Annotated in this window: 19 protein-coding genes; 13 read left to right on the plus strand and 6 right to left on the minus strand. The window is 71.2% G+C overall.

Features of this window, described 5'->3' with window-relative positions; genetic code table 11:
- Positions 1–205 precede the first annotated feature (205 nt).
- From recD to recC, 3 genes are read right to left on the minus strand one after another with little or no spacing between them, the layout of a single operon-like run.
- The gene (recD, locus tag ABB22_RS13555) at positions 206–2,134 is read right to left on the minus strand and encodes an exodeoxyribonuclease V subunit alpha (protein WP_055768759.1); all 1,929 of its coding nucleotides are present in this window, start codon (positions 2,132–2,134) and stop codon (positions 206–208) included.
- On the minus strand, positions 2,131–5,757 hold the full coding sequence (locus tag ABB22_RS13560; protein WP_055768756.1) for a UvrD-helicase domain-containing protein: 3,627 nt from the start codon (positions 5,755–5,757) through the stop codon (positions 2,131–2,133). The genes recD and ABB22_RS13560 overlap by 4 nt, the downstream gene beginning before the upstream one ends.
- On the minus strand, positions 5,754–9,095 hold the full coding sequence (gene recC / locus ABB22_RS13565; RefSeq protein ID WP_055768753.1) for an exodeoxyribonuclease V subunit gamma: 3,342 nt from the start codon (positions 9,093–9,095) through the stop codon (positions 5,754–5,756). Before recC ends, ABB22_RS13560 begins: the two co-directional genes overlap by 4 nt.
- 110 nt (positions 9,096–9,205) lie before the next feature.
- Between recC and ABB22_RS13570 the strand changes: the two genes are divergently transcribed.
- The 7 genes from ABB22_RS13570 (at position 9,206) to ABB22_RS13600 (ending at position 15,285) form a co-directional block, all read left to right on the plus strand.
- On the plus strand, positions 9,206–10,999 hold the full coding sequence (locus ABB22_RS13570; RefSeq protein WP_235504288.1) for a Na/Pi cotransporter family protein: 1,794 nt from the start codon (positions 9,206–9,208) through the stop codon (positions 10,997–10,999).
- A gap of 137 nt (positions 11,000–11,136) precedes the next feature.
- A complete protein-coding gene (locus ABB22_RS13575) occupies positions 11,137–11,925 on the plus strand; it encodes an ABC transporter ATP-binding protein (RefSeq protein WP_055768750.1) in 789 nt (262 codons plus the stop codon).
- Positions 11,925–12,674: an MlaE family lipid ABC transporter permease subunit gene (locus ABB22_RS13580; protein WP_055768747.1), complete on the plus strand. Its 750-nt coding sequence runs from the start codon at positions 11,925–11,927 to the stop codon at positions 12,672–12,674. Before ABB22_RS13575 ends, ABB22_RS13580 begins: the two co-directional genes overlap by 1 nt.
- A 107-nt stretch (positions 12,675–12,781) precedes the next feature.
- Entirely contained in the window at positions 12,782–13,300 is a 519-nt protein-coding gene (gene mlaD / locus ABB22_RS13585; protein ID WP_055768744.1) for an outer membrane lipid asymmetry maintenance protein MlaD, read from the plus strand.
- Between the two features lie 2 nt (positions 13,301–13,302).
- Complete coding sequence (locus ABB22_RS13590; RefSeq protein WP_055768741.1) at positions 13,303–13,971, plus strand: MlaC/ttg2D family ABC transporter substrate-binding protein; 669 nt, start codon at positions 13,303–13,305, stop codon at positions 13,969–13,971.
- Positions 13,961–14,275, plus strand: a complete 315-nt coding sequence (locus ABB22_RS13595) for an STAS domain-containing protein (protein ID WP_055768738.1) — start codon at positions 13,961–13,963, stop codon at positions 14,273–14,275. The genes ABB22_RS13590 and ABB22_RS13595 overlap by 11 nt, the downstream gene beginning before the upstream one ends.
- Entirely contained in the window at positions 14,272–15,285 is a 1,014-nt protein-coding gene (locus ABB22_RS13600) for an MlaA family lipoprotein (RefSeq protein ID WP_055768735.1), read from the plus strand. Before ABB22_RS13595 ends, ABB22_RS13600 begins: the two co-directional genes overlap by 4 nt.
- 364 nt (positions 15,286–15,649) lie before the next feature.
- Here the strand turns inward: ABB22_RS13600 and ABB22_RS13605 are convergent, their stop codons facing one another.
- Together ABB22_RS13605 and ABB22_RS13610 are read right to left on the minus strand one after the other, a co-directional pair.
- Entirely contained in the window at positions 15,650–16,195 is a 546-nt protein-coding gene (locus ABB22_RS13605) for a glutathione peroxidase (protein WP_055768733.1), read from the minus strand.
- 51 nt (positions 16,196–16,246) lie between these two features.
- On the minus strand, positions 16,247–17,794 hold the full coding sequence (locus ABB22_RS13610; protein WP_055768730.1) for a DNA recombination protein RmuC: 1,548 nt from the start codon (positions 17,792–17,794) through the stop codon (positions 16,247–16,249).
- Positions 17,795–18,044: 250 nt separating this feature from the next.
- Here ABB22_RS13610 and leuE point away from each other — a divergent pair, with 250 nt between their 5' ends.
- From leuE to ABB22_RS13640, 6 genes are all read left to right on the plus strand, one after another.
- A complete protein-coding gene (gene leuE / locus ABB22_RS13615; protein ID WP_055770229.1) occupies positions 18,045–18,668 on the plus strand; it encodes a leucine efflux protein LeuE in 624 nt (207 codons plus the stop codon).
- 26 nt (positions 18,669–18,694) lie between these two features.
- Entirely contained in the window at positions 18,695–19,054 is a 360-nt protein-coding gene (locus tag ABB22_RS13620; RefSeq protein WP_055768728.1) for a DUF488 domain-containing protein, read from the plus strand.
- A 367-nt stretch (positions 19,055–19,421) separates the two neighbouring features.
- Positions 19,422–20,861 carry an amino acid permease gene (locus tag ABB22_RS13625; protein ID WP_055768725.1) on the plus strand — a complete coding sequence of 480 codons (1,440 nt, stop codon included), beginning with the start codon at positions 19,422–19,424 and terminating at the stop codon, positions 20,859–20,861.
- A gap of 11 nt (positions 20,862–20,872) precedes the next feature.
- Positions 20,873–21,289: an arsenate reductase ArsC gene (locus ABB22_RS13630; RefSeq protein ID WP_055768722.1), complete on the plus strand. Its 417-nt coding sequence runs from the start codon at positions 20,873–20,875 to the stop codon at positions 21,287–21,289.
- Positions 21,290–21,504: 215 nt separating this feature from the next.
- Positions 21,505–23,820, plus strand: a complete 2,316-nt coding sequence (locus ABB22_RS13635; protein WP_057505275.1) for a TonB-dependent receptor — start codon at positions 21,505–21,507, stop codon at positions 23,818–23,820.
- 16 nt (positions 23,821–23,836) lie between these two features.
- On the plus strand, positions 23,837–25,312 hold the full coding sequence (locus tag ABB22_RS13640; RefSeq protein WP_152984181.1) for an esterase-like activity of phytase family protein: 1,476 nt from the start codon (positions 23,837–23,839) through the stop codon (positions 25,310–25,312).
- Positions 25,313–25,411: 99 nt separating this feature from the next.
- Here the strand turns inward: ABB22_RS13640 and ABB22_RS13645 are convergent.
- Positions 25,412–25,719 (minus strand): membrane dipeptidase (locus tag ABB22_RS13645; RefSeq protein ID WP_211264516.1); only part of this gene is annotated, 308 nt, incomplete at its 5' end.

Here is a 25,719-nt window from a genome sequence, read left to right on the forward strand (position 1 = left end):
AGATGCCGGCATGACGCCGCCCAGCCTCGGCCAGGAAATCACTGCCGGTTGCCAGTTCGCAGGCAGATGAACGCTGGTCGTCATGGGGAGCGGAACGCAGTGCCTCATGCACCGTGGCGGAATCCGAATGATCGTTTGCAGGAGTGCGGTCCACTGCGCGATGTGGCTTCGCTGGGACAGCTTCATCGCTCAGTGAACTGCGCTCCTACAGATGGCCCAGACGCTGGGCAAGGCCGGAAAGGCGGCTGGCGTGGCGCGACAGCGCCGCTTCGATCACCGCCGCATCGCCGGCCACATGCAGGGCGTGGCGGGCGCGGGTGATGCCGGTGTAGAGCAGCTCGCGGCTGAGCACGCGGTTGTCGCGGCGCGGCAGCTGCAGCCAGACCTCGTCGAACTCCGAGCCCTGCGCCTTGTGCACGGTCATGGCGAAGGCGCTTTCGTGCGCGGGCAGGGCCGCCGGATGGAACGGGCGCGGATCGTCGGGGTCGTCACCGGGGAACCAGGCGGTGATGCCGCGCGCAGCGCCGTCGTCCTCGCGCAGGCAGATGCCGACGTCGCCGTTGAACAGCCGGTGACGGTAGCTGTTCTCGGTGATCAGCAGCAGGCGGCCGTGGAAATGGGCCGGGGCGCCGCCGCGCGGGGTCGCGCCGCCGAGCAGGTCCTCGATGCGCGCGTTGAGCCCGCGCGCGCCCTGCGGGCCTTCGCGCACGGCGGTGAGCAGGCGCAGGCGCCCGGCCAGGGCGAGCGCCTGCGCCGGGTTCGGCGCGGCGGCCAGCGCGTCCCAGTAGCGTTGCAGCGGTTCGCGCCAGGCCTGCAGCGGGTCGTCCTCGTTCTCGTGGAAATGCACGCCGGGCAGGTGCCCGTCCCGCAGCAGCGACAGCGCGCGTGCGGCATCGCCCTCGCGCATCGCCGCGGCCAGCGGCGCCAGCTGCAGCGCCTCGCTCTGCCGGTAACCCCGCTGCAGCTGCACGCGGGTGCCGGCGAAACCGCTCGACGGCATGGCGATGCTCTCCGCCGGTAGTCCTCCCAGCAGCGCCTGCAATGCCTGCGCGTCGTCCAACGCGATGCGCGTGCCGTCGCCGGTGGCGCGCAGGATGGCGCCGAGCACATCGCCGGCTTCCACCGACGGCAACTGGTCCGGATCGCCGAGCAGCACCAGCCGGGTGCCGCTGGCCACCGCTTCGACCAGCTTGGCCATCAGCGGCAGGTCGATCATCGACGCCTCGTCGACCACGACCGTGTCGTACGGCAGCGGGTTGTCGGCGTGGTGGCGGAAGCGCGGCGAATCCGGGATCACGCCGAGCAGGCGATGCAGGGTGGTGCCGGCGGTCGGCAGCTGCGCGCACAGCGCGGCGTCCACGCCCAGCTGCGGCAGTTTCTGCACGGCGTTGCGCAGGCTTTCGGCCATGCGCTCGGCGGCGCGGCCGGTGGGTGCGGCCAGCGCCACGCGCGGCGGCGCGCGGCCGGCGGCATGGGCCTGCGCAGCCAGCAGCACCAGCAGGCGCGCGATGGTGGTGGTCTTGCCGGTACCGGGCCCGCCGGTCACCAGCAGCAGCGCGTGGCGTAGCGCCAGCGCGGCGGCGCGGGCCTGCTGGTCGCCGGCGACGGAAGCATCCGCGGCGGCAGCGGCAGGCGCCTGCGCGAACAGGTCGCCCTGCGCGGCCGGCGTGTGCGGCGCGGCGTCCGCGTGGCCGGGGAACAGCTGCGCGAACAACGGCGCCAGCGCCGCCGGATCGCCCGCCTCCAGCGGCGCCCGGCCGATGCGCTGCAGGCCCAGCGCCAGCCGCCGCTCGTATTCGCGGTAGCGGCGCAGGTACAGCAGGCCGTGTTCCCAGGCCAGCGGCGCCTGTGCGGCCTCAAGGCTGCCGTCATCGGGCGTAGCGACCCAGCGCGAGGCCTGCAGCTGCGCGATCCACGCCTGCGGCTCGGGCCACGGGAGCGGGGTCTCGACCAGCCGCGCGGGCTGGTCCGGGTCGAAACCCGCATGGCCCTGGGCCACGGCCAGCGAGGCCAGCGCGGCGGCGGCGAGCACGGCGTCGGGCGTTTCCGGATCGAGGCGGCGCAGGCTCTGCGCCAGCGCGTGGTCGAGCGCGCGCAGCGCGCCGGCCTTGGTGAGCGCGGCCAGCAGGCTCATGCCCGGCCTCCCACGCGCGCCAGCAGGGCGGCGTGCGCTTCATCGCCGCCGGCGAACAGCGCGTCCACCGCGTGCACCAGTTCCGGCTCGAAGCGATGCGCGTACAGGCCGGGCGACGGCGTGCGGGTCGCGTCCAGGCCACGGCAGAACAGGTAGCGGATGCCGCCGAAATCGCGCGCGTAGTCGTAGCCCTCGCCCACGCGGAAGCGCAGCCAGCGGTGCAGCGCCACGGTGTAGATAAGCGCCTGCAGGTCGTACTCGCTGTGGCGCATGGCCGCCTCCAGCTGCGCCGGGGCGTAGCCGGGCAGGCGGTTGGATTTGTAATCGAGCACGTACCAGCGGCCATCACGCACGTAGGTCAGGTCGATCTTGCCGGTCATCAGCCCTTCCAGGCGGCCGCGCGCGCCGAAGCCGTGGCGGCCGCGCACCACGCCGTGCGCGTGCAGCACGCGCAGCAGCGCCGGCACCGCGGTGGGCTGCATGGCGAAGTGGAACTCGATTTCGGCGCGGCACTCGCCGGCGCCCAGCGAATGCAGCGCGCCGCCTTCGGGCAGGGCCACGGTCAGGGTCTGGCCGACAAGCGCGGTGAGTACGGCCACGCCATCGTCGATGTCGGCCCCGGCATAGCCTTCGGCGCGCAGCGCCCGGGCGATGACCTCGGCCTGCCCTTCGGGCGCGCCGTCGCCGGGCCGCCAGCCGCTCCAGGCGCCGAAACCGGTGTTCTCCAGCGCGGCGTGCAGCACGTTGCCGAAACGGCTGCCGGCGAAGCGCGGATCGAAGGCTTCCTGCGCCGCGGCCGGATCCTGCACGGCTTCTGCTTCGGTCTGCGCCGGTTCGTCGGCGGCGCCGCCGCTGTCTTCGGTGGCGGCGGCCGAGGTGTCGTGGCCGGCCTCGGCATGGGCGAGCTGGGTGAAGCTGTAGACCCACCAGTCCTGCGACAGCGCGCGGCGCACGCTGCGCACCGGCGGCAGCACCGCGTCGCGCTCGGGCGGCAGCCGTGCCGGCAGCGCGTCCACGCCGCCTTCGACGATACGGATGTCGGGGTGCGCGGCCAGGCGCTGCATGTCGCCGAGCATCGGCCCCAGCCGCGAGCCGGGCAGCCCGGCCAGCGCGCCGCCGGCGATCCACAGCGCGTGCTCGGCGCGGGTCAGGCCGACGTAGAGCAGGCGCGCGGTCTCGGCGGCGTCCTCGGCGGCGGCCTGCTGGCCGACGGCCTTCCAGTCCTCGGCGTCCTTGTCGATCTTCCAGTGCAGCACGCGCTGCGCGCCGTCGTGCACGGTCCGGTGCGCGTCGGTGTCCGGCGCGCGGCCGTCGATGCCGACGAAGGGCAGGTAGACCAGCGGGTATTCCAGGCCCTTGCTCTTGTGCAGGGTGATGACCTGGACCCGGTGTGCGTCCGATTCCAGGCGCAGCAGCTGGGTCTCGTCGCCGTCGTCGGCATGGGCGATGCGCGCCTGCAGCCAGTCGAGCAGGCCATGCAGGCCGATGCTGCGGGTGCCGGCCTCCTGCAGCAGTTCGCCCAGCTGCAGGTAGTTGGTCAGGCGGCGCTCGCCGTCGACCAGCGCCAGCAGGCGTTCGGCCTGTCCGGCGCACAGGTCCGACAGCATCGCCAGCACGCCGCCGCGCTGCCAGCGTTCGCGCCATTGCAGCAGGCGTTCCTGGTGCCAGCGCTGGCGCTGGCCTTCGTGTTCCATCGCGGCGATGGCGGCGGCGCTTTCGCCCAGCAGCACGGTGGCCAGCGCCGCGCGCAGGCGGCCTTCGTCGGCCGGCTGCAGCAGGGCCAGCAGCAGCAGGCGCAGTTCGTGCGCCTCGGCGGTGGAGAACAGGCTGTGCTTGCCGGCCGCGACCGCCGGGATGCCGACCGCGGCCAGGGCCTGCTGGATGCGCGTGGCTTCGCGGTGCGAGCGCACCAGCACGGCGATGTCGCCCGGGCGCACCGGGCGGCCGCCGATCAAGGCCTTGCCCTCGCGCGCGGCGGACAGCACGCGGTGGATGTCGGCCACGCAGGCCAGGGTGGCGGCGTGGCGCGAGTCGTCGGCCTTGAGCGGCTTGCCTTCGTCGTCGGCGTCGATGAGGTGCAGGGTCAGCGCCGGGGCCGGGACGCCGTCGAGCAGGTAGTCGGCGTCGCTGCGCTTGCTGCCCGGTTGCACCGGCTCGAAGCGGATGCGCGGGTCGAGGAAGGCCTGTTCGCCGGCGTTGGCGTACAGCGCGTCGATCGCGCGCAGCAGCGCCGGGCGCGAACGGAAGTTGTGCGCCAGCCGCGGCGCCTCGGCGGCCCGCTCGCGCGCCTGCAGGTAGGTATGCACGTCGCCGCCACGGAAACCGTAGATGGCCTGCTTGGGGTCGCCGATCAGGAACAGCGCGGCGTCCCCGGCCGGCTCGGCGAACACGCGGCGGAAGATGTCCCACTGGCGCGGGTCGGTGTCCTGGAATTCGTCCACCAGGGCGAAGCGGTACTGCGCGCGCAACCTCGCGGCGAGCGTGGCGCCGCCCTCGCCGTCCAGCGCGGCGTGCACGCCGTCGATCAGGTCGTCGTAGGTCTGCACCCGGTACTGCAGCTTGTGCCGCGCCAGGCGCTGGCGGGCTTCGTCGCGCAGTTGGTGCAGCAGGACGATGGACTGCTGCCGGCGCCAGGCGTGGAAGCGGGCCAATGCCTGCACGTAATCGGCGATCAACGGCTGCAGCGGCGAGACCGGGGTACTGCCGGCCCTGGCCTTGAGGGTCTTGGCGGTGAGTGCTTCCAGGGTGAGCCGCTCCAGCCGCTCGTCCAGCGCGGCGGCCGGATCGGGATGGCGCGCCCAGTGCAGCAGCTGCTGGAACAGCGGCTCGATCCAGTCGGCCTTGTAGCTGGCCTTGTTGAGCACGCCGCCTTCCAGCGCGGCGCGCAGCTGCTGCAGGTAGGCCTCGCCGTGCGTGGCCAGCCCTTCGGCCAGGCGCCGGGCGGCGGCGTCGCGCAGCGGGCGGGCCTCTTCCAGCGGCGCCGGCGGCAATGCCGGCAGCAGCGGCAGGTCGGCGACCAGCACCGGCAGGTCGGCGGCCAGCGCCTCGGGGGTTTTCCACAGGCCCAGCAGCGCTTCCAGCGACTCGCCGCGACCGGCATGCAGGCGCCACAGGTCGGCGGCCAGTCCGGCATGCAGCTGGCGGGTATTGGTCAGCAGTTCCGGCGCGGCGAAGCTGTGGCCGCTCTCCAGCGCGTGTTCGCCCAGCACGCGGGTGCAGAAGCCGTGGATGGTGAAGATCGCCGCCAGGTCGGTTTCCTCGGCGGCGATGCGCAGGCGCCGGGCCAGCTGCGCGGCGCTTTCCGCGCCCTGCTGCAGGTGGCGGTGCAGGATGGCGCGGGTGAGCACGGCTTCCGGGCTGTCGCCTTCGGCCGGCGCGGTGTCCGCCAGCCGCGCGGCCAGGTCCAGGCGCTCGCGGATGCGCTTGCGCAGTTCCTGCGTCGCCGCGTCGGTGAACGTGACCGCCAGGATCTGGCCCATGCGCAGGCCCTGTTCGACCACCAGCCGGGTGAACAGCGTGGCCAGGGTGAAGGTCTTGCCGGTGCCGGCGCTGGCCTCGATCAGGCGCAGGCCGTCCAGCGGCAGGTCGAGATACGGGTCGGCCACGGGCGCGGCGGCGTTCATGCCTGCACCTCCGTCCGGGCCAGTACCCGGCCCTCGCGCAGCGCGGTGAATATCGACAGGCTGTTGTGGATAAATCTGTTGGTAGTGGCCGCGTCGGCGAACGGATCGGCGCCGCGCAGGGCCAGTTGCAGGGCTTCGCCGTCGCGCTCGCCCCAACTGCGTTCGCTGCCGTACCACTTCTCGCGCGCGGCTTTTTCGCGCTTGTCCGGATCGGCGTTGTAGATCGCCCAGCCGGTATAGGGGGCGAATGGCAACGGCGCCTGCAGCCCCTGCGAACGCAGCTGCAGCAAGGCTTTCAGGGCGTCCTTGGCCTGTGCGACGGGCGGCGGCGGCAGGACGTGCGGGCCGAAGCTGCCATCGCCATCCTCGATGAACTGCAGCAACGGCTGCTGCATGCCGGCGGCATTGGCCAGCAGCCAGTCCAGCCCGCTGCGCAGCACCCAGGCCACGCCCGGCGCACCGGCCTGCAGGCGCGCCAGGCCCTGTGGATGAATCTGTGCGATGCGGCCGTGCACGGTGATGCCGTCGATCGCCACTTCCAGCCGCTGCGACTGCAGCGGCGCGCCGTCGTACCAGTGCGCGAACGTCTCCGCACACGGCCGGATACGCCCCAGCAGCTGCTCGAACTGCTGCCGGCCGAGCGCACCGGAGGGCAGCAGCGCGCGCGCGCGAAGGCGCTCGTACAGGCCCTGCCCGCGGCCTTCCAGCAGGGCGGCGAGCACCTGCTGCTGCAGCGAGGAATGCTCGCGGCCGCGTTCGGGCAGCACCAGCGGTTCGATGTCGTCGCTGGCCTCGATCCCGCCGCCCAGGCGCAGGCCCAGCCGCTGTTCCAGGAACTGCCCGGCCGGGTCGGCCAGGAAACGGCGCAGCGCATCCAGCGACAGGGTCGGTTCCTGCAGGACGTCCGGCAGCGGCGCGGCCAGTTCGCCGGCCGACCACGGCGCCAGCGGCTGGCGTTGCCCACCAACCGCGCCCGCCGCCGGATGCCACTGGCGGCGATAGCTGAACCGCCGCGGCTCGCCGTCGCCGCCGAACGCGGCCGGGGCGAAGGGCTGCAGCGGATGGCGCACGACGATGGCCCTGCGCGCGGCCGCCGGATCGGCGTGGCAGGCGGCCACTGCGTCGATCAGCTCGCTGACCAGCACCGAAGGCTCGCGCACGCTGCCGTCGCGCGCATCGGCGCCGAGATAGCTCAGGTAGAACACCTCCTGCGCCGAGGCCAGCAGCTGCAGGAACAGGAAGCGGTCGTCCTCGCGCAGCGAGCGGTCGCCGTGGCGGCGGCGCGCGGTGCCGAGTTCGGCGGTGAGCCGGCTCAGCCCCGCGGCCGGGTCGCGGCGCGGGAAGTCCCCATCGTCCAGGCCCAGCACGCAGATCGCGCGGAACGGCAGCAGCCGCATCGGCACCATGCGGCCGAAGCTGACGCCGCCGGTGAGCAGCGGCGCGCGGGTATCGGCTTCGGACAGCACCGTCGCGAAATGCGCGCGCACCACCTCGGCCGGCACCGGCGCGTCGAAACCGGCCTTGCCGGCTTCCTCGGCGAATTCGTCGGCGAGCTTGCGCAGGCGCTCCAGCGCGCGCTGGGTGGAGGGCTCGGCCGGGGTTTCCGGCAGCAGCGCATCCAGCAGCCCGAGCAGGCGTTCGCGCCACTGCGCGGGCGCCAGCGCCTCGGCCAGCGTCTTCTGGTGGCGGGCGAGCACCCGCAGCAGGCGGATCAGCGCATCGAGCGCGGCCAGCGCGCTGCCTTCCAGCTCCGGCCACGGCGCGACGCCGGCCAGGTCGTCGTCGCTGCCGCTGGCATGGCCGAGCAGCAGCCGGTCCAGCGCGAACTGCCAGGTGCAGGCATCGTCGGCCGGCGCCTGGTGCTGGCCGCGATGCGCGGCATCCAGTCCCCAGCGCGCGCCGGCGGCCTGCAGCCAGCCGTGCAGGCGCTCGAACGCGGCCGCGTCCAGCCCGGCGGCCGCGGCCAGCGGCGGGCTGGCAAGCAGGTCGAGGATCTCGTTGAGGCCGAAGCGCGACACCGGCAGGCCCAGCAGCTGCACGAACACCTCGGCCAGCGGTTCGCCCTGCAGCGGGCTGGCGTCGGCCAGCGCCCACGGGATATGGCCCTCGCCGGCGCCGCGGCCGCCGAACACCGATTCCAGGTACGGCACGTAAGGGTCGATGTCCGGCGCCAGCACCGCGATCTCGCGCGGCTGCAGCGGCGGGTCGAAGCGCGGGTCATCCAGCAGCGCGCGCAGCTGGTCGTGCAGCACCTGCATCTCGCGCAGGCGGGTATGGCAGGCGTGGATCTGCACGCTGGGGTCGTCCAGCCGCAGCGCTGGGCGCAGCGGCGCCGGCGGCAGCGCGCGGCGGTGGAACAGGTCGGCCTGCAGCCGGTGCAGCAGGCTGTCGCGCAGGCCGCCTTCGTCCAGTGACCTGCCGGTGCGTTGTTCCGGGTCGGCATAGGCGGCGATCTCGCCGGACGGGTGCACAACTTCGTAGCTGCCCAGCACCGCCATGAAATCGCGCCCGGCCGCGCCCCAGGCCTGCAGCAGCGGGTTTTCGCCGGCGGCGCTGCCGAACGGATCGTCCATGCCGCCGCGCAGGCGCTCGGACAGGGTCTGCAGGTCGCCCCAGTAGGCGCGGGTGGGCGTGGGCAGGTAGAAGTGCAGCGTGCCGACCCGCGCCTGGGTGGCGATCACCCGCAGCACGTCGGGCGAGACGTTGAGCGTGGCGAAGGCGAACAGCCGCGACGGCAGGCCGCGCGGCAGCGGCTGGCCGGCGCCCTCGAAGCGCGCCAGGTAGTCGTTGATGCGGCGCGCACGATGCTGGTGGCCACCGGCAATGCGGCGCCAGAGGATCGCCTGCGGGTCGTCGGCATCGGCGCCGCCCTCCCAGCGCAGCAGCCAGTCGCGGCGCCAGGCCTGGTACTTCTCGAACACGCCGCCCAGCTCGGCGGCCAGCGACCACGCGCGCAGCGGATCGTCGCGATCAAGCCAGGCGCGCAGCCCGGCCAGCGCCGGCAGCCGCATCGTCGCCTCGTCGTTCAGCGCGGCATACAGCCGCCAGTGCAGTCCGGCGGCGCCGAGGTCGTCCTGCTCGCCGGGCACGTTTTCCTTCAGCGCGCGCGCGACGAACTCGCCGGGGGTGAGGAATTCCAGGTTGGCGGCGATGCCGTACTCGGCCGCGAGCGTGGACTGCAGCCAGCGCCGCATCGCCACCTGCGGGATCAGCACCGTATCGGCGGCCAGCAGCGGCTGCCCGGGCGCAGGCTCGCGCAGCGCATGGGCCAGCAGCGAAGCGAGCACGTCGAGCGCGTTGGAGTGGTAGAGGCGGAAGTCCGCGGTGGCGTCGGGCATGGCCGCGCCATTGTGCCGGAGCGCGGTCGCAACCGGCGCGACCGCGCATGCGCCAGCACCGCCGCGCGCCGATAATGCGCGGCCCCGTCACCGATGGAAGCCGGCGAACCGTGAACCTGCGCATCCTCCTGGCCCTGGCCGCCGCCGCGCTGTTGGCCTGGTCGTTCTGGCACAACGGCGCCTGGCTGCAGCTGTGCGCCGGGCTGGCGGTGTTCCTGTTCGGCATGCAGATACTGGAGGAAGGGCTGAAGCAGCTGGCCGGCGGCAGCCTGGAACGGCTGCTGGCACGCGGCACCTCCACGCCGCTGCGCGGCCTGCTGTTCGGCGTGGCCGGCACCGCGGCGCTGCAGTCGAGCACGCTGGTATCGCTGCTGGCGATCGCCTTCATCAGCTCCGGATTGATCCAGCTGGCCGGCGGCATCGCCATCATCTTCGGCGCCAACCTCGGCGCGACCAGCGGCATCTGGCTGCTGGCGCTGGCCGGACAGAACCTGAGCCTGTCGCCGCTGGCCCTGCCGATGCTGGTGTTCGGCGTGCTGGCCGGGATCGCCGGCGAGCGCGGCAAGGCGGCCGGGCGCGTGGTGCTGGGCGTGGCGCTGGTGTTCCTGGGCATCGACCAGATCAAGGCCGGGTTCGACGGCTTCGGCGGCGGTTTCGATCTGGCCGCCCGCGGCGGCGGCGGCATGGGCGCGATGGCACTGTTCGTGCTCGGCGGCCTGTTGCTGACGGTGGTGCTGCAGTCCAGCCATGCGACGCTGATGCTGACCCTGGCCGCGCTGGCCTCGGGGCAGCTGCAGCTGGAGCAGAGCCTGGCCATCGCCATCGGCTCCAATGTCGGCAGCAGCGTCAGCACGGCGGCAGTCGGCATGCTCGGCGGCAACCGCAGCGGCCAGCGGCTGGCGCTGGCGCACGTGTTGTTCAACATGGTCACCGCGCTGCTGGCGTTCGCGCTGCTGGTGCCGTTGACCTGGCTGGTGGCGGGGCTGGCCGGGCTGGCGGGGTTCGGCGGCAACCCGCTGCTGCAGCTGGCGCTGTTCCATACCCTGTTCAATGCCGGCGGGGTGGCGCTGTTCTGGCCATGGCAGGGCCGGCTCGCGCAGGCGCTGCGGCGCTGGTTGCCCGAACGCAGCGACACGATCGCCGGCGGCGGCATCGAGCGCGTGCGCGCGCGCCACCTCAGCGACCAGGCGCTGGAATCGGCCGACGCGGCGGCGGCGGCGGTCGCTCTGGAGCTGGAGCATCTGGGCGGGTTGAGCGTGGAGGTGATCTGCCAGGCCCTGTGCCTGCCCGTGGAAGCGCTGGATGCCGGCGCGCCCGACCCGACCCTGCTCGAAGCCCGCCCCGACGGCAGCTGCCGCGATGCCGAGACGCTGTACCAGCAGCGGGTGAAGGGCGTCTATGGCGACCTGCTGCGCTTCATGGGCCGCCTGGAAGTAGTGCTGGATGCCGACCACCAGCGCTTCTGGTCGGGCAGCCAGGCGGTGGCGGCGCGGATGGTCGATGCGGTCAAGGACGCCAAGCACCTGCAGAAGAACCTCGGCCAGCGCCTGCAGGATGCCGATTCGCCGCTGCGCGCGGCCTATGTGGAACTGCGCGGGCACCTGTTCGGGCAGCTGCATGGCCTGCGCCGGATCGCGCAGCTGCCGGCCGGGGGCGCCGCAGGGCGCCAGGCGCGGCAGGAGGGGCTCGAAGCCCTCGACCGCCAGGCCGCGCAGTTCGACGCGGCGTTCCGCCAGCGGTTGTTCGCGGCAGTGAAGCAGGACCACCTGGACGGCCTGCAGGCCGGATCGCTGCTCAACGACCTGGGCTACGTGCGGCGCATCCATGCCAGCCTGCGCGACGTGGTGGCCTTCACCGACGAGCCGGGGTCGCTGCGCGACCTGCGCCGGAGCGGCGTGGAGTGACATGGGGAGGACTGGGCGTTCCGCCCATGGACACTGACGCGCGGAGCCGGCCCGGCGACAATACTGCACGGTCCAGTTCTCTTTTGTTCAGGCGGACCCGATAATCCTGCTACGTTGGTTTTCCGTTAAAGGCCGCCATGTCCCCTCCCCGGACGCCCCTGGTGCAGTTGTCCGACGTCCGCATCGACCGCGGCGGGCGCACGATCCTGCGCGACGTTTCGCTGGACGTGCCGCGCGGCAGCATCACCGCCGTGCTCGGCCCCTCGGGCACCGGCAAGTCCACGCTGCTGGCGGCGCTGACCGGCGAGCTGCGCCCGGTCGCCGGCCACGTGCGCCTGTTCGGGCAGGACATCCCGCACGGCAGCCGCGCGCTGCTGGAGATGCGCCGCAACGTCGGCGTGCTGCTGCAGGGCAACGGCCTGCTGACCGACCTCACCGTCGCCGAGAACGTGGCGCTGCCGCTGCGCACCCATACCCGCCTGCCCGAACCGGTGCTGCAGCGGCTGGTGCGGATGAAGCTGCACGCGGTGGGCCTGCTGGCCGCGGCCGACGCGTGGCCGCGCGAGCTGTCCGGCGGCATGGCGCGGCGCGTGGCGCTGGCCCGCGCGCTGGCGCTTGACCCGCCGCTGATGATCTACGACGAGCCGCTGACCGGGCTGGACCCCATCGCCTCGGGCGTGATCATGAGCCTGATCAAGCGCCTGAATGACAGCCTCGGCCTGACCAGCATCATCGTCAGCCACCACGTGCACGAGACCCTGCCGATCTGCGACCAGGCGCTGGTCATCGCCAACGAAGGCATCGTCTTCTCCGGCACGCCGGAACAGTTGCAGGCCAGCACCGACCCGCTGGTGCGGCAGTTCCTGCACGGCCAGCCCGATGGCCCGATCCCGTTCGATGCCGCCCCGCGCGCGAGGGTTGCCTGATGCCGTTCGCTTCTTCCATCCGCTCGCTGGGCCGCGCCGGCCTGTTCTCGCTGACGGTGCTGCGCGGCTCGCTGCCGACCCGCGACTTCCTGGCCGAGCTGACCCGCGAGATCTACAAGATCGGCGCACGTTCGCTGCCGATCATCGCCGTCGGCGGTGCCTTCGTCGGCCTGGTGCTGACCCTGCAGGGTTACCGCACCCTGACCACGTTCGGCGCGGCCGACGCGCTGTCCACCCTGCTCGGCCTGTCGCTGTACCGCGAACTGGCGCCGGTGCTGACCGCGCTGCTGTTCATCGGCCGCGCCGGCAGCTCCATCGCCGCCGAACTGGGCCTGATGCGCGCCACCGACCAGATCAAGGCGCTGGAACTGATGGCCATCGACCCGGTGGCCAAGGCAGTGGCGCCGCGCTTCTGGGCTGCGGTGCTGACCGTGCCGCTGCTGACCGGCATCTTCTGCTCGCTGGCCATCACCGGCGGCTGGTTCGAGGCGGTGCAGGTGCTGGGCCAGGACAACGGCACGTTCTGGTCGGGACTGCGCGGCAGCGTCGACTTCTGGGACGACTTCGCCGTGGCCCTGCTCAAGTCGGCGATCTTCGGCGGCACCGCGGCGCTGGTCGCCGCCTACGTCGGCTTCCACGCCGAACCCACCATCGAAGGCACCTCGGTGGCGACCACCCGCGCGGTGGTGAACGCCTCGCTGCTGGTGCTGATGTTCAACTTCGTGCTTTCCGCACTGATGTTTCATTGATGCGAGTCCCTCGCAAGAGCCCGCACATCCTTGTGCGGGGATCTGACGAACAACCCGCTTCGCCCGAACCGACGAAGCATCTGCTGGATCAGGAGTGAGACAAAAACATGGCCATCCGTGGACCTCGACTCGAATTCTCCGTCGGCGCCTTCCTGCTGCTGGCGCTGGCCTCGCTGCTGGTATTGGCGGTGGCTTCCACCAACCAGCGTTTCGGCATGGGCGGCGGCGACTACGTACTGAAGGCGCGTTTCAGCCAGATCGGCCAGCTGCGCAAGCAGGCGCCAGTGAAGGTCGGCGGGGTGACCATCGGCCAAGTGGCCGATATTCAGCTGGACCCCGTTAAATACGACTCCATCGTCACCCTGTCGCTGGACGGCAAGTTCAAGGACCTGCCCGCCGACACCTCGGCCGGCATCTTCACCAGCGGCCTGCTGGGCGAGAGCTATATCGGCCTGCAGCCCGGCGGCGATCCGGACGTGCTCAAGTCCGGCGACGAAATCGTGTTCACCCAGCCGGCGGTGGACCTGATCCAGCTTGTCGGCAAGTACATGTTCAGCGGTGGCGGCAACAACGCCTCCGAGCCCGCCCCGGGCACCCACGACACGCCCTCCAAGGAAGAGCCGTAATCATGAAGACCCGACTGCTCACCACCGTGCTCGCCTCGGCCCTGCTGGCCGCGGCCCCGACGCTGGCCATGGCGCAGGCGCGCCCGGCGGCCACCGCCGCGCAGCCCTCGGCCGCCGCGCGCACCGTGCTCGACGCCAGCTCTCGCATCCTGTCCGCGCTGGAGACCCGCCGCGCCGAGTTCCGCGCCAATCCGGCCGCGCTGCGCGGCTTCATCGACAGCGAGCTGAGCCGCGGCTTCGACCGCGACTACGCCGCCCGCCTGGTGCTGGGCGTGCATGGCCGCGGCGCCGCGGACGCCGACGTGAAGCTGTTCGCCGACGCGATGGCCGACAACCTGATGGCGCGCTACGGCTCGACCCTGCTCGACATCCAGGGCAAGCCGAGCTTCCGCTACAAGGGCGAGGCCGCGCTGCCGGGCAACCGCGGCGTGAAGGTGTCCACCGAACTGGTGCGCGCCGGCAGCGAGCCGACCCCGGTCGAGTACCTGATGCGCGACGTCGGCGGCCAGTGGAAGATCTTCGACGTGATGATCGAAGGCATCTCCTACGTGCAGACCTTCAAGAACCAGTTCGACGCCCCGCTGCGCCAGAAGTCGATCAAGGACGTGGCGGCCGAACTGCGCAGCGGCAGCATGCAGGCCAACGCTGGCCCGGCGCCCCGTGGCAAGTGACGCCACCGCGCGCGTCGAAGGCGACGCGCTGCACCTGGCCGGCACGCTCGACCGCGCCGCGGTAGTGGCGCTGTGGCCGCAGCTGGTCCGCCAGGCGGGCCAGTCGCGCCGGCTCGACCTGCAGGCCGTCGAACGCGTGGACAGCGCCGGCGTGGCGCTGCTGGCCGAACTGGCTGCACGCCTGCGCGACAATGGCGACGCTACCATCGTCGGCACGCCTGCGGGGCTGGACGAACTGCGGGCGGCCTACCGGCTGTCGCCGGACCTGGATTTCAACGCCTCCCCCGGCGGAACGCTGACATGAACCTCCTCCGCACCCTCCCCCTCCTGGCCGCCGCGCTCCTGCTCGGCGCCTGCGCCGGCAAACCCGTGCGCGGGACCGCGCCGCCGGCCGCTACCCACGTCGCCGCGGAACAGCCCGCGACCGCGCAGGAGCCGGTTCCCGCCGCGCCCGTACCGGAAGTGCCGCAGGTCGCCGACAACACGGACGCGGCAACCGCGACGCCCGCGCCGGTGCAGGCGACCGATGCCGGCACCGCAGACACCGCCGCGCCCACCGACGCCGAAGACGACTTCGCCGCGTTGTACGGCGGCCCGACCGCCGAGCCCGGCGCGGGCAACGGCACGGCGCCGGCCTACGATCCGTGGGAGAAGTACAACCGGCAGATGCACCGCTTCAACCTGGCGGTAGACCGTGGCATCGCCCGCCCGCTGGCCACCGCCTACGTGCACGTGGTGCCGCGCGTGGCGCGCACCGGGGTGAGCAACTTCTTCAGCAACCTGCGCTCGCCGCTGACCATGGTCAACCAGCTGCTGCAGGGCCATGCCGACGACGCCTGGGACACGCTCGGCCGCTTCCTGATGAACTCCACCCTCGGCATCGGCGGCCTGTTCGACCCGGCCAGCAAGGCCATGGTGCCGCGCCGCAGCGAGGACTTCGGGCAGACCCTGGGTACCTGGGGCTGGCGCCAGTCGCGCTACGTGGAACTGCCGTTCTTCGGCCCGCGCACCGTGCGCGACGTGTTCGGCCTGGCCGGCGACACGCCGCTGTCGCCGCTGCGGCGCATCGAGATGGACAAGCTGCGCATCGGCCTGCAGGGCCTGCAGCTGGTGGACACCCGCGTGCAGCTGCTGTCGCTGGACGACATCCGCGACAGCGCGGTGGACGAGTACGCGTTGACCCGCGACGCCTGGCTGCAGCGCCGCAACTACCAGATCGAGAAGGATCTGCGCCGCGACCGCCGCCGTCACGAGGACGACGAGCAGACCACCATCCCGGTCGATGCGATGCCGATGCCCGACTGGGGGCGTTGAGCGCGCTGCCAGCGATAGATGGAAAAAGCCCGGGGAAACCCGGGCTTTTTCTGGATCGGCGCCGGAGTCTGGAGCGGGTCAGCCGCCTTCCTGGCGCCTGGGCTGCTGCAGCACCAGCAGAAGCGTGGCGATCGGCCCGAGGATCAGCGACAGCAGCCCCCAGTTCATGCCGCTGCGTCCCTTGCCCTGGGCGAGGCCGGCATTGATGAGCGCCAGGGTGAACTAACCAACCGCGAATCCACCGGAATTGCCTGTTGTCATCCTTCAATCACCTCTCTGCCTGTTGCCCGTTGTGGCACCCTGGAACCGGCCGCTGCTGCCTGGCGGCAGCGGCTTCCATCCCCGGCCTTTGCGCGGAGCGGGCTCAGACCGCCAGCGCGGCATCAATCGCCGCACGCAGGCCGGCGTCGTCGGCCGTGGTATCCGGCGAGAACCGGCCGATCACCTGCCCGTCCTTGCCGACCAGGAACTTCTCGAAGTTCCACAGGATGCCCGGCGCCGGGTTGGGTTCGATGCCGAAGCCGGCCAGCTTCTCGCGCATCGGGCCTTCGCCGCTGGCGGCCGGCTGCGCGGCGATCAGCTGCTGGTACAGCGGGTGCACGTCGGCGCCGGCGACGCTGATCTTGGCGAACATCGGGAAGGTCACGTCGTAGGTGAGCGAGCAGAACTGCCTGATCTCGTCCTCGCTGCCCGGCTCCTGGCCGTTGAAGTTGTTGGCCGGGAAACCAAGCACCTCCAGCCCGGCGCCCTTCTTTTCGCGATAGAGCTTCTCCAGCCCCTCGTACTGCGGGGTGAGGCCGCACTTGGAAGCGACGTTGACCAGCAGCAGCACCTTGCCGGCATGGTCGCCGAGCGTGGCCGGGGCGCCGTCGATGGTGGTCAGCGGGATGTCGCGCACGGAAGCAGTCATGGTGGTTCCTGAGGGGGAAGGGAGCGCCAGCATAAACCGGTATCACGCCGGTCAGGCGTCGCTGGACCCGGTCCCTTGTTCCTCGCCCTCGTCATCGCCGCCGAGTTCGCCGAGCAGCGCCTGCGAAGCGTCGGCGGACAGCGATTCCACGCCGCGCAGCTTGCGTTCGATGGTGCGCGTCTTGCGGCTGGCATCGCCCAGGCTCTTGCCGACGGTGTTGATCTGCTTCTCGGCCTTCTCGAGGATGCCGGCGAACTTGCCGAACTCGCCCTTCACCGCGCCGAGCAGGCTCCACACTTCCGACGAGCGCTGTTCGATGGCCAGGGTGCGGAATCCCATCTGCAGGCTGTTGAGCAGGGCGGTGACCGTGGTGGGGCCGGCGATGACCACGCGGTGTTCGCGCTGCAGTACGTCCACCAGCCCCGGGCGGCGGATCGCCTCGGCGTACAGCCCTTCGGTAGGCAGGAACATCACCGCGAAATCGGTGGTGTGCGGCGGCACGATGTATTTGTCGCAGATCGACCGGGCCTGCACGCGCAGCGCGCGTTCGAGCTGGTTGCCGTTGGCGCGCACCGCTTCCTGGTCGCCGGCTTCCTGCGCGTCGAGCAGGCGCTCGTAGTCCTCGCGCGGGAACTTGGAATCGATCGGCAGCCATACCGGCGCCTCGTCGCCGCCGCGGCCGGGCAGGCGCACCGCGAAATCCACCATCTCGTTGCCGTCCGGGCGCAGCTTCACCCCGCGCGCGTACTGCTCGGCGGTGAGGGTCTGCTCGAGGATGTTGTCCAGCTGCACCTCGCCCCAGCCGCCGCGGTTCTTGACGTTGCTCAGCACGCGCTTGAGGTCTCCCACGCCGGTGGCCAGCTGCTGCATCTCGCCCAGCCCGCGCTGCACCTGTTCAAGCCGCTCGGAAACCAGCTTGAACGACGAGTCCAGGCGCGTGTTGAGCGTGCTCTGCAGCTTTTCGTCCACGGTCTGGCGCATCAGCTCGAGCTTGCCGTCGTTACCGTCCTGCAGGTCCTTGAGCCGCGCTTCCAGCGTCTGCCGCATCTCGGCGATACGCTGTTCGTTGCGCTGGGTAAGCTCGGCCAGGCGCTGGCCCAGCATCTCGCCGAAGCGCTGCTGCGCATCGCCGCTCTCCTGGCGGCCGTTGCGCGTTTCCTCCAGCAGCGCCTGTTGCAGCGCCGCCAGCTGCTTGGCGAAAAGTTCCATGCGCGCCTGCTGCTGCTGGCCGAAGGCGTCGAGCTGCCCGCGCACGTCCTGCAGGCGCGCATCGAGCAGCTGCGCCATCTGCTGGCGGGCATGGGCGTTTTCCTCGCGGCCCTTGCGCGCGTCGTCGGTGAGGCTGTCGCGCAGCAGGTCCAGGCGCTGGTCGGTGCGGGTGGACAGGTCGGTGAGATTGCGGCTGAAGCCGTCCATGCGCGCATCCTGCTGGCGCGACATGCCTTCCAGCTGCTCGCGCAGTTCGCCGCGGCCGTTGCGTTGCTCCTCGCGCAGCGCGTTTTCCAGCGCGGCATTGCCGGAACGACGCAGCAGCAGCGCCAGTTGCAGCGCGATGACGACCAGCAGCAGGCCGGCCAGGATCAGGGTTTCGGTTTGCATGGAACGAAGTGTAGCCCCGCGCGTCTCAACGGCTGCGCCGCTTCTGCGATCATGTGCTCCCCACGCGTGTCCCGTTCCGCCATGAAGCCCTCGCCTTCCCGTCTCCTGCCCCGGCCGCCGTTCGCTGCGGCGACTTCGTGGACCCTCGCCGCAGGTGCCGCTGCCGACGATGCCGACGCTCGCCGCGACGGACCGGCGTTGGTACATCCGGCCGCGCAGCGCGCGCACTGAGCCGGACCGGACGATCGCCATGCCGTGGATGGGCATCAACGACCTGGGCACCTTCGTGGTGGCCGTCATCCTGTTCCTGATGCTGCCCGGGCCGGGCACCTTCACCCTGCTCACCGCCACCGCGCGCGGCGGCGTGCGCGCCGGTTACGCGACGCTGGCCGGGCTGATGCTGGGCGACCAGATCCTGATCGCCATCGCCGCCACCGGCGTGGCCGCCCTGCTGAAGGCGCATCCGCTGCTGTTCGCCGGGCTGCGCTATGTCGGCGCGGCCTACGTGGTCTGGGTCGGCGTGCAGCTGCTGCGCGAACCCGCGGCCGCCGGCGCCGCGGCACCGCTGCAGCACGGCCGGCGCTGGTTCCGGCAGGCCTTGCTGGTCGGCGTGCTCAATCCCAAGGCGATCCTGTTCTACATGGCCTTCTTCCCGCTGTTCATCGACCCGGCCACGCAGCGCGGCGCGCTGACCCTGGCGCTGATGGCGGGCCTGATCGCCGTGCTGAGCGTGGGCTGGTGCTCGGTACTGATCTTCGGCGGCCAGTTCATCGCCCGGCGCCTGGCCGGCTACCCGCGCGTGGGCGTGTGGCTGCGGCGGGCGGTGGGCGTATGCTTGATCGCGTTCGGGATACGGCTGGGGCTGGAAAGCTGAAACGCTCCGGCGCTGCGGAGGTCGGCATGCTCATCCACTGCAAACGCGCTTACGAACCCGCCATGGCCGACGACGGCCAGCGTTTCCTGGTCGATCGACTGTGGCCGCGCGGGGTCAGCCACGAGCGCCTGCAGGCGCAATGGCTCAAGGAAGTGGCGCCCAGCAACGAACTGCGGCAGTGGTTCGACCACCGCGCCGAGCGCTGGGACGAATTCCGGCAACGCTACTGGCGGGAACTGGCCGCACAGCCGCGGTCGCTGGCGCCGCTGCGCGACGCGCTGGCGGCCGGGCCGGTGACGCTGGTGTATGGCGCCCGCGATACCGGGCACAACCAGGCCGTGGCCCTGCGCGACTACCTGCTGGCGCATCCGCGCCGCGCCGCGTAGGCACGGCGCTTCATCGGGAAGGCCCTGGGTGGGGCAAGCCCCACGCCTGCGTCCTCCGTTGCCGCCTGGATACAAGGCTGGTCCGCACCGGGGCATCGCCGCGAACCCCTTAGGCAAGCTACCTGCGGCATCGTCCGCGGGGGCCGCGGGGCAGCATGTTCCGTTTCCGCCTTCGATGGCGGGAACCCCTGCGGGCCGCCAGCGTGCGCACAAACGCCGCTGCGGGCGGCTTTTTGTGCCGGATCCGTCATCCGGGCTACCGCCCATCGCCAAACCCCATGAAAGCAGGCGGAATTTCTGGCTTTGCTGCGCTGCGTTCGGCGAAACTCGGCCCCTTTCCCGAATACCCACGAACCGCGAGGTCCGCATGCAGTCCTGGCTCCGGCGCAAATCCATCGACCAGCTCACCCAGCACGAGGAAGGCCGCCGGCTGATACCTTCGCTGAGCTGGCCCCACCTGGTCGCGCTGGGCATCGGCGCCATCGTCGGCACCGGCATCTACACCCTGATCGGCGTGGGCGCGGACAAGGCCGGCCCGGCGGTGCTGATCTCCTTCATCGTCGCCGGCATCGTCTGCGCCTGCGCGGCGCTGGCCTACGCCGAGCTGTCGACGATGATGCCGGCCGCCGGCAGCGCCTACACCTACAGTTACAGCGCGCTGGGCGAGACCATCGCCTGGGTGGTGGGCTGGAGCCTGATCCTCGAATACTCGCTGGTGGTGAGCACCGTGGCGGTGGGCTGGTCGGGCTATTTCACCGGCTTCCTGGAGTGGCTGCATACCTCGTTCGGCTGGAACGTGATGCTGCCGCACGCGCTTTCCGCCGGCCCGCACGTGGAAGGCGGCTTCCTCAACGTGCCGGCCATCGTCATCACCTTCCTGGTCGCCGGCATGCTGATCGCCGGCACCCGCGAGAGCGCCACGGTCAACGCGGTGCTGGTGGTGTTCAAGCTGATCGCGCTGGCGGTGTTCGTGGCGGTGGCGCTGCCGGCGTTCGACCCGGCCAACCTGCAGCCGTTCATGCCCTATGGCTTCCCCAAGTCGGTCAGCGCCGATGGCGTGGAACGCGGGGTGATGGCGGCCGCGGCGATCATCTTCTTCGCCTTCTACGGCTTCGACGCGATCTCCACCGCCGCCGAGGAGACCAAGAATCCCAAGCGCGACCTGTCGATCGGCATCGTCGGCTCGATGGTCGGCTGCACCATCATCTACCTGCTGGTGGCGCTGGCCGCGGTCGGCGCGATGAGCTACACGGTGTTCGGCAAGAGCGCCGAGCCGCTGGCGCTGATCATGCGCGAGCTGGGCCACGGCACCGCCGCGCTGGTGATCGGCATCGTCGCCATCATCGCCCTGCCGACCGTGCTGCTGGCCTTCTTCTACGGCCAGAGCCGCATCTTCTTCGTGATGTCGCGCGACGGCCTGCTGCCGCGCGGGTTGTCGCTGGTGAACAAGCGCACCGGCACGCCGGTGACCATCACCCTGTTCACCGCGGTGCTGGTGGCCGCGCTGGCCGGCGTGGCGCGCCTGGACGAGATCGCCGCGCTGGCCAATGCCGGCACGCTGGCCGCGTTCACCGCGGTCGGCCTGTGCCTGCTGGTGCTGCGCAAGCGCGAGCCGGGACGCCCGCGCACCTTCCGCACGCCGCTGGCCTGGGTGGTCGGCCCGATCGCGATCCTGGGCTGCATCTACCTGTTCTTCAGCCTGCCCACCCGCACCCAGGTGTGGTTCGCGCTGTGGAACGTGTTCGGCCTGGTGGTCTACGTGCTGTACAGCCGCCGCAACGCGGTGCTGGGCAAGCGCGCGGCCTGAGCCTGCTGGACATGGCCGCACCGGTGAAGCGGGTTCTCTTCGTGTGCGTGGAGAACTCCAACCGCAGCCAGATGGCCGAAGCCTTCGCGCGCATGCTCGGCGGCGCGGCGGTGGAAGCCTACAGCGCCGGGTCGCGTCCTTCCGGCGTCATCAATCCCAGGGCCATCGCGGCGATGGCCGAACTGGGCTACGACCTCGCCGCCCACCATTCCAGATCGCTGGACGAGTTGCCGGACGTCGAATTCGACTTCGTGGCCACCATGGGCTGCGGCGACGCCTGCCCTCTCATCCTTGCCCGCCAGCGCGCGGACTGGGCCCTGCCCGACCCGCGCGACATGGCGCCGGAGCAGTACCGCGGCGTGCGCGACGACATCCGCGCACGGGTCGCGGCGATGCTCGCCGCACTGGGCGTTCCGCTCCCGTCCTGATCCGCGTCCCCATCGAACGCATCGCCGCCGCAACGGCGGCGACGGATGCGCGCCGCAATACGCCTGTCATCACCTGCTGGAAGACTGCCGGCCGCGACGATGACGCCGGGGCCGCATCGCCGTAGTTCCGGTCCCTTGCGTCTGGCTCGTTCCTCCCACGATCCGTGGACGGGCCGACACCTTGGGGGGCGGCCTGTCCCCCACGACAGGCTCCGATCCCGATGAATCATTCCCTGCTTGCCCTGGCCGTCGCCATGGCGATGGCTTCCTCCGCATACGCCGGCGAAACCGCCGCCCCCGCCTCGGCCACCGAACTGGATGCGGTATCGGTGATCGGCAGCGGCGAACTGCGCCAGGTGCAGCGCATCACCCCGGAGAACCTGACCGTGCTGCCGCCGGGCACCAGCCCGCAGAAGGTGCTGAACCTGCTGCCGGGCGTGAACGCGCAATCGACCGATGCGCTGGGCACCAACGAGCAGTCGATGACCGTGAGCCTGCGCGGCTTCACCGGCACCAAGCTCGGCCACACCCTGGACGGCGTGCCGCTGGGCGACAGCGCCTACAACAACTACAACGGCCTGAGCATCAACCGCGCCCTGCTCTCCGAGAACCTGGGCATGGTCGAACTGGCGCAGGGCATCGGCAACCTCTCCACGCCGTCCACCAGCAACCTGGGCGGCGCCATCGCCTACTTCTCCAACGCGCCGCTGAAGGAGATGGGCGGACGCGTGGTGCAGACCTTCGGCAGCGACGCCAACCGCCGCAGCTTCGCCCGTTTCGACACCGGCGAGTACAACGGCTTCTCGATGTACGTGTCGGGCATGAACGCCGGTTCGGACCTGTGGAACGACCAGGCCGCCTACAACGATTCGTCCACCCGCCAGTTCAACACCAAGGCGATGTACGAGAATCAGTGGATGCGCCTGACCGGCTTCGCCGACGCCTCGCGCACCACCCAGGCCAACTACTTCTACCTGTCCAAGGACAGCATGGCGCGCGGGCTGGGCTGGGACTGGGGCGGCTATGCGCCGGACTGGGCCAAGGCCGTGGCCAAGGCCTACTGCAACAAGGGCACCTACGTGGCCGCACGCTGCGACGCCAGCGGCCCGGACACCGACGCCGACGGCGCCTTCACCGCCGGCCAGATCCTGCGCAACGACGACCTGTACTACCTGTCCGGCGAATTCTTCCCGACCGACACGCTGACCCTGCGCGTGCTCGGCTACCGCCACCAGGACGATGGCGAGGGCCACAACTGGAACAGCGGCGCGTGGTCGAACAAGGGCACCGCGCAGGAACTTCCGATCATCTTCCGCAACACGCTGTACAGCATCGACCGCCGCGGCGGCACCTTCGGTGCGGAATGGCAGCTGGGCGCGCATCGCCTGCAGGCCGGCGGCTGGTACGAAGAGAACACCAGCAGCGCCTCGCGCTACCAGAGCGCGGTGGACGGCCCGCGCGATTTCAGCGGGCTGGCCAAGGGCCAGCCGGACGTGGGCGTGTTCGCCCAGGAAACCGAGTGGAAGACCCGCCAGTTCCACCTGCAGGACACCGTGCACCTGCTCGGGGACCGGCTGCGCCTGGAAGGCGGCTTCAAGGCGGTGAACGCGCAGTCGCGCGCGCGCGCCCTGCCCGGCATCGCCAAGACCCCGATCGCGCCGACCTCCAACAACCAGTTCGCCACCGGCAACCTGCGCGCGCGCGATGCGTTCCTGCCCAGCGCCGGCGTGTACTTCCAGCTCGACGCGCGCCAGGAACTGTTCGCCAGCTATGCGGAGAACATCGCCATGTTCCAGGGCGGCTTCAAGCTCGGCCCGCAGGCGGTGAGCCAGGCCACCTGGGACAGCCAGGCCACGCTCAAGCCCGAGCAGTCGCGCACCTTCGAACTGGGCTACCGCTGGATCGGCGACAGCGTGCAGCTGTCGCTGGCCGGCTACGACGTGCGCTTCGACAACCGCCTGCTGCAGTACAACCCCTGCGACTCGCGCCAGCCGGTGGGCCCGGAGTGCGGCAACCGCTTCTACAACGTCGGCAGCGTGGACAGCCGCGGCGCCGAACTGACCGTGCTGTGGACCCCGACCGCGCACCTGGGCTGGTACAACTCGGCCTCGTTCAACGATTCCACCTACGGCTCGGACTACATGCAGAACGGCGTGCTGGTGCCGACCAAGGGCAAGACCCAGACCGATACGCCCAAAACCCTGCTCGCCAGCGAACTGAAATGGCACAGCGGCCCGTGGTCGCTGGACCTGCGCGGCGAGTACACCGGCAAGCGCTACTACACCTACACCAACGACCAGGGCTTCGGCGGCTTCACCGTGTTCGACGCCGGCGCCGGCTACGACTTCGGCCAGCTTGGCGTGCTGCAGAAGTTCAAGCTGTCCTTCAACGTGACCAACCTGACCAACAAGCGCTACGCCAGCAACCTGGACTCGAGCGTGTTCGCCCCGACCGACCCGGCCGGCAAGCTGTACGTGTTCCATGCCTCGGCACCGCGGCAGGTGTTCCTGTCGCTGGATGCGCGTTTCTGAGCCGGGGACGCCAGCGATGAACCTGCTCGCCGCCGCACTGCTCGCCACCGCACTGGGCGGCGGCGTGGCCTGGACCACGCCGCATCGGGTCACCGACGCGCCACCGCGCGTGCACGAGATCGAAGGACGGCGCTACGTCGACCAGGGCCTGGTCGCGGCGGGCATGCTGCCGGCGGCGAGCGTCGATTTCCTCGGCGATACGCTGGGCTCGTTCTCCTCGTTCGCGGTGGCGCCGGGCAGCTGGCGGCGCACCGCCGACGGCGGCTACGAGGGCGTGCTGTGGACCCTGCCCGACCGCGGCCGCAACGATCCCGAGGCCGGGCTGTTCTACGACTACCCGGCGCGGCTGGAACGGTTGCGCATGAGCATCGCGCCGGCCACTGCCGGAGCCATCGGGCAGGTGACGCTCACCGTGGATGGTGGTCTGGAACTGCGCGATGCCGATGGCCAGCCGTTCACCGGCGCCGACCCGGACGATGGCGTGGCGGTCCGCGGCGGCATCGCCCTGCCGGTGCCGCGCGAAGGCGCGACCGGCGCCGGCAGGATCTCGCTGGATGCCGAATCGCTGCAGTTCACCGCCGATGGGCATTTCTACGTCGGCGACGAGTACGCCGCGCACGTCTACTACTTCGACGCCGACGGCCGCCTGCAGGGCGTGCTGGTGCCGCCGCCGGCCATCCTGCCGATGCGCGACGGCAGGCCGTACTTCGGTTCGCTCAAGGCACCGCACAGCGGCCGCCGCAACAACCAGGGCGTGGAAGGCATGGCGCTCTCACCCGACGGCACGCGCCTGTTCGTCGCACTGCAGAGCGCGCTGGTGCAGGACAGCGCCAGGGGCGACGCCAGCGGCCGCATCAATACCCGCGTGCTGGTCTACGACGTCTCCCGCGAGCCGGTGCCGAAGCACCCCATCGGCCATCATGTCGTGCAGCTCCCGGCCTATGCCCTCGCCGGCGATGACGGCAAGGCCGACCGCACCGCCGCGCAGAGCGAGCTGCGCGCATTGGACGACCATCGTTTCCTGCTGCTGGCGCGCGACGGCAACGGCCTGGGCGGCAATGCGGCCGCACCGGTGTTCAAGAGCGTGCTGCTGGTGGACACCACTGGCGCCAGCAACCTGGCCGGCAGCCGCTACGAGACCGGCACCGGGAGCGTGCTGGCCGACCCGGCCGCCACCGCGCTCAAGCCGGGCATCGTCCCGGCGCGCTGGAGCGAGCTGCTGAACCTGCTGGACCCGGCACAGCTGGCGCGCGCGGGCCTGCGCCTGGACGGTGTCGCCGCGGACGATCCGCAGCGCCTGTCGGAAAAGTGGGAGGCGATGGACCTGCTGCCCGCGCTCGACCCGGCGCATCCGGACGACTGGCTGCTGCTGGTCGGCAACGACAACGATTTCATCGCCCGCCGCTGCGTGATGCAGGGCGAGGCCTGCGATTCGCCGCTGGACAACGACAACCGGGTGCTGGTCTACCGGCTGACCCTGCCGCGCCCGTAGGAGCCGCTTCAGCCGCGATGGGGCTTTACCAGGAACCAGGCTTTGCCGGTAAAGCCCCATCGCGGCTGAAGCCGCTCCTACGAGAGATTCCCGCGCGGCTTACTTCGCGCCGTTCTTCGCCGCGTAGTCCTGCGCCTGGCGCATCACCCGCAGCACGTTGCCGCTCCAGATGGCGGCGATCTGCGCCTCGCTCAGCCCGCGGCGCTGCAGCCAGGCGGTGATCTTGGGCAGGTCGGTGATGTCGGCCATGCCCGGCAGGCCACCGCCGCCGTCCCAGTCCATGCCGATGCCGACGTGGTCAGGGCCGACCACGTCGAGGATGTGGCCGAAATGGACGAAGAAGTCGTCCCGCGTCGCCCGCCGGCCCGGCACGCGATTGTACAGACCGGGAACACCACGCGACCGTT

The organism is Stenotrophomonas nitritireducens (assembly GCF_001431425.1).
Classification (GTDB): Bacteria; Pseudomonadota; Gammaproteobacteria; order Xanthomonadales; family Xanthomonadaceae; genus Stenotrophomonas; species Stenotrophomonas nitritireducens.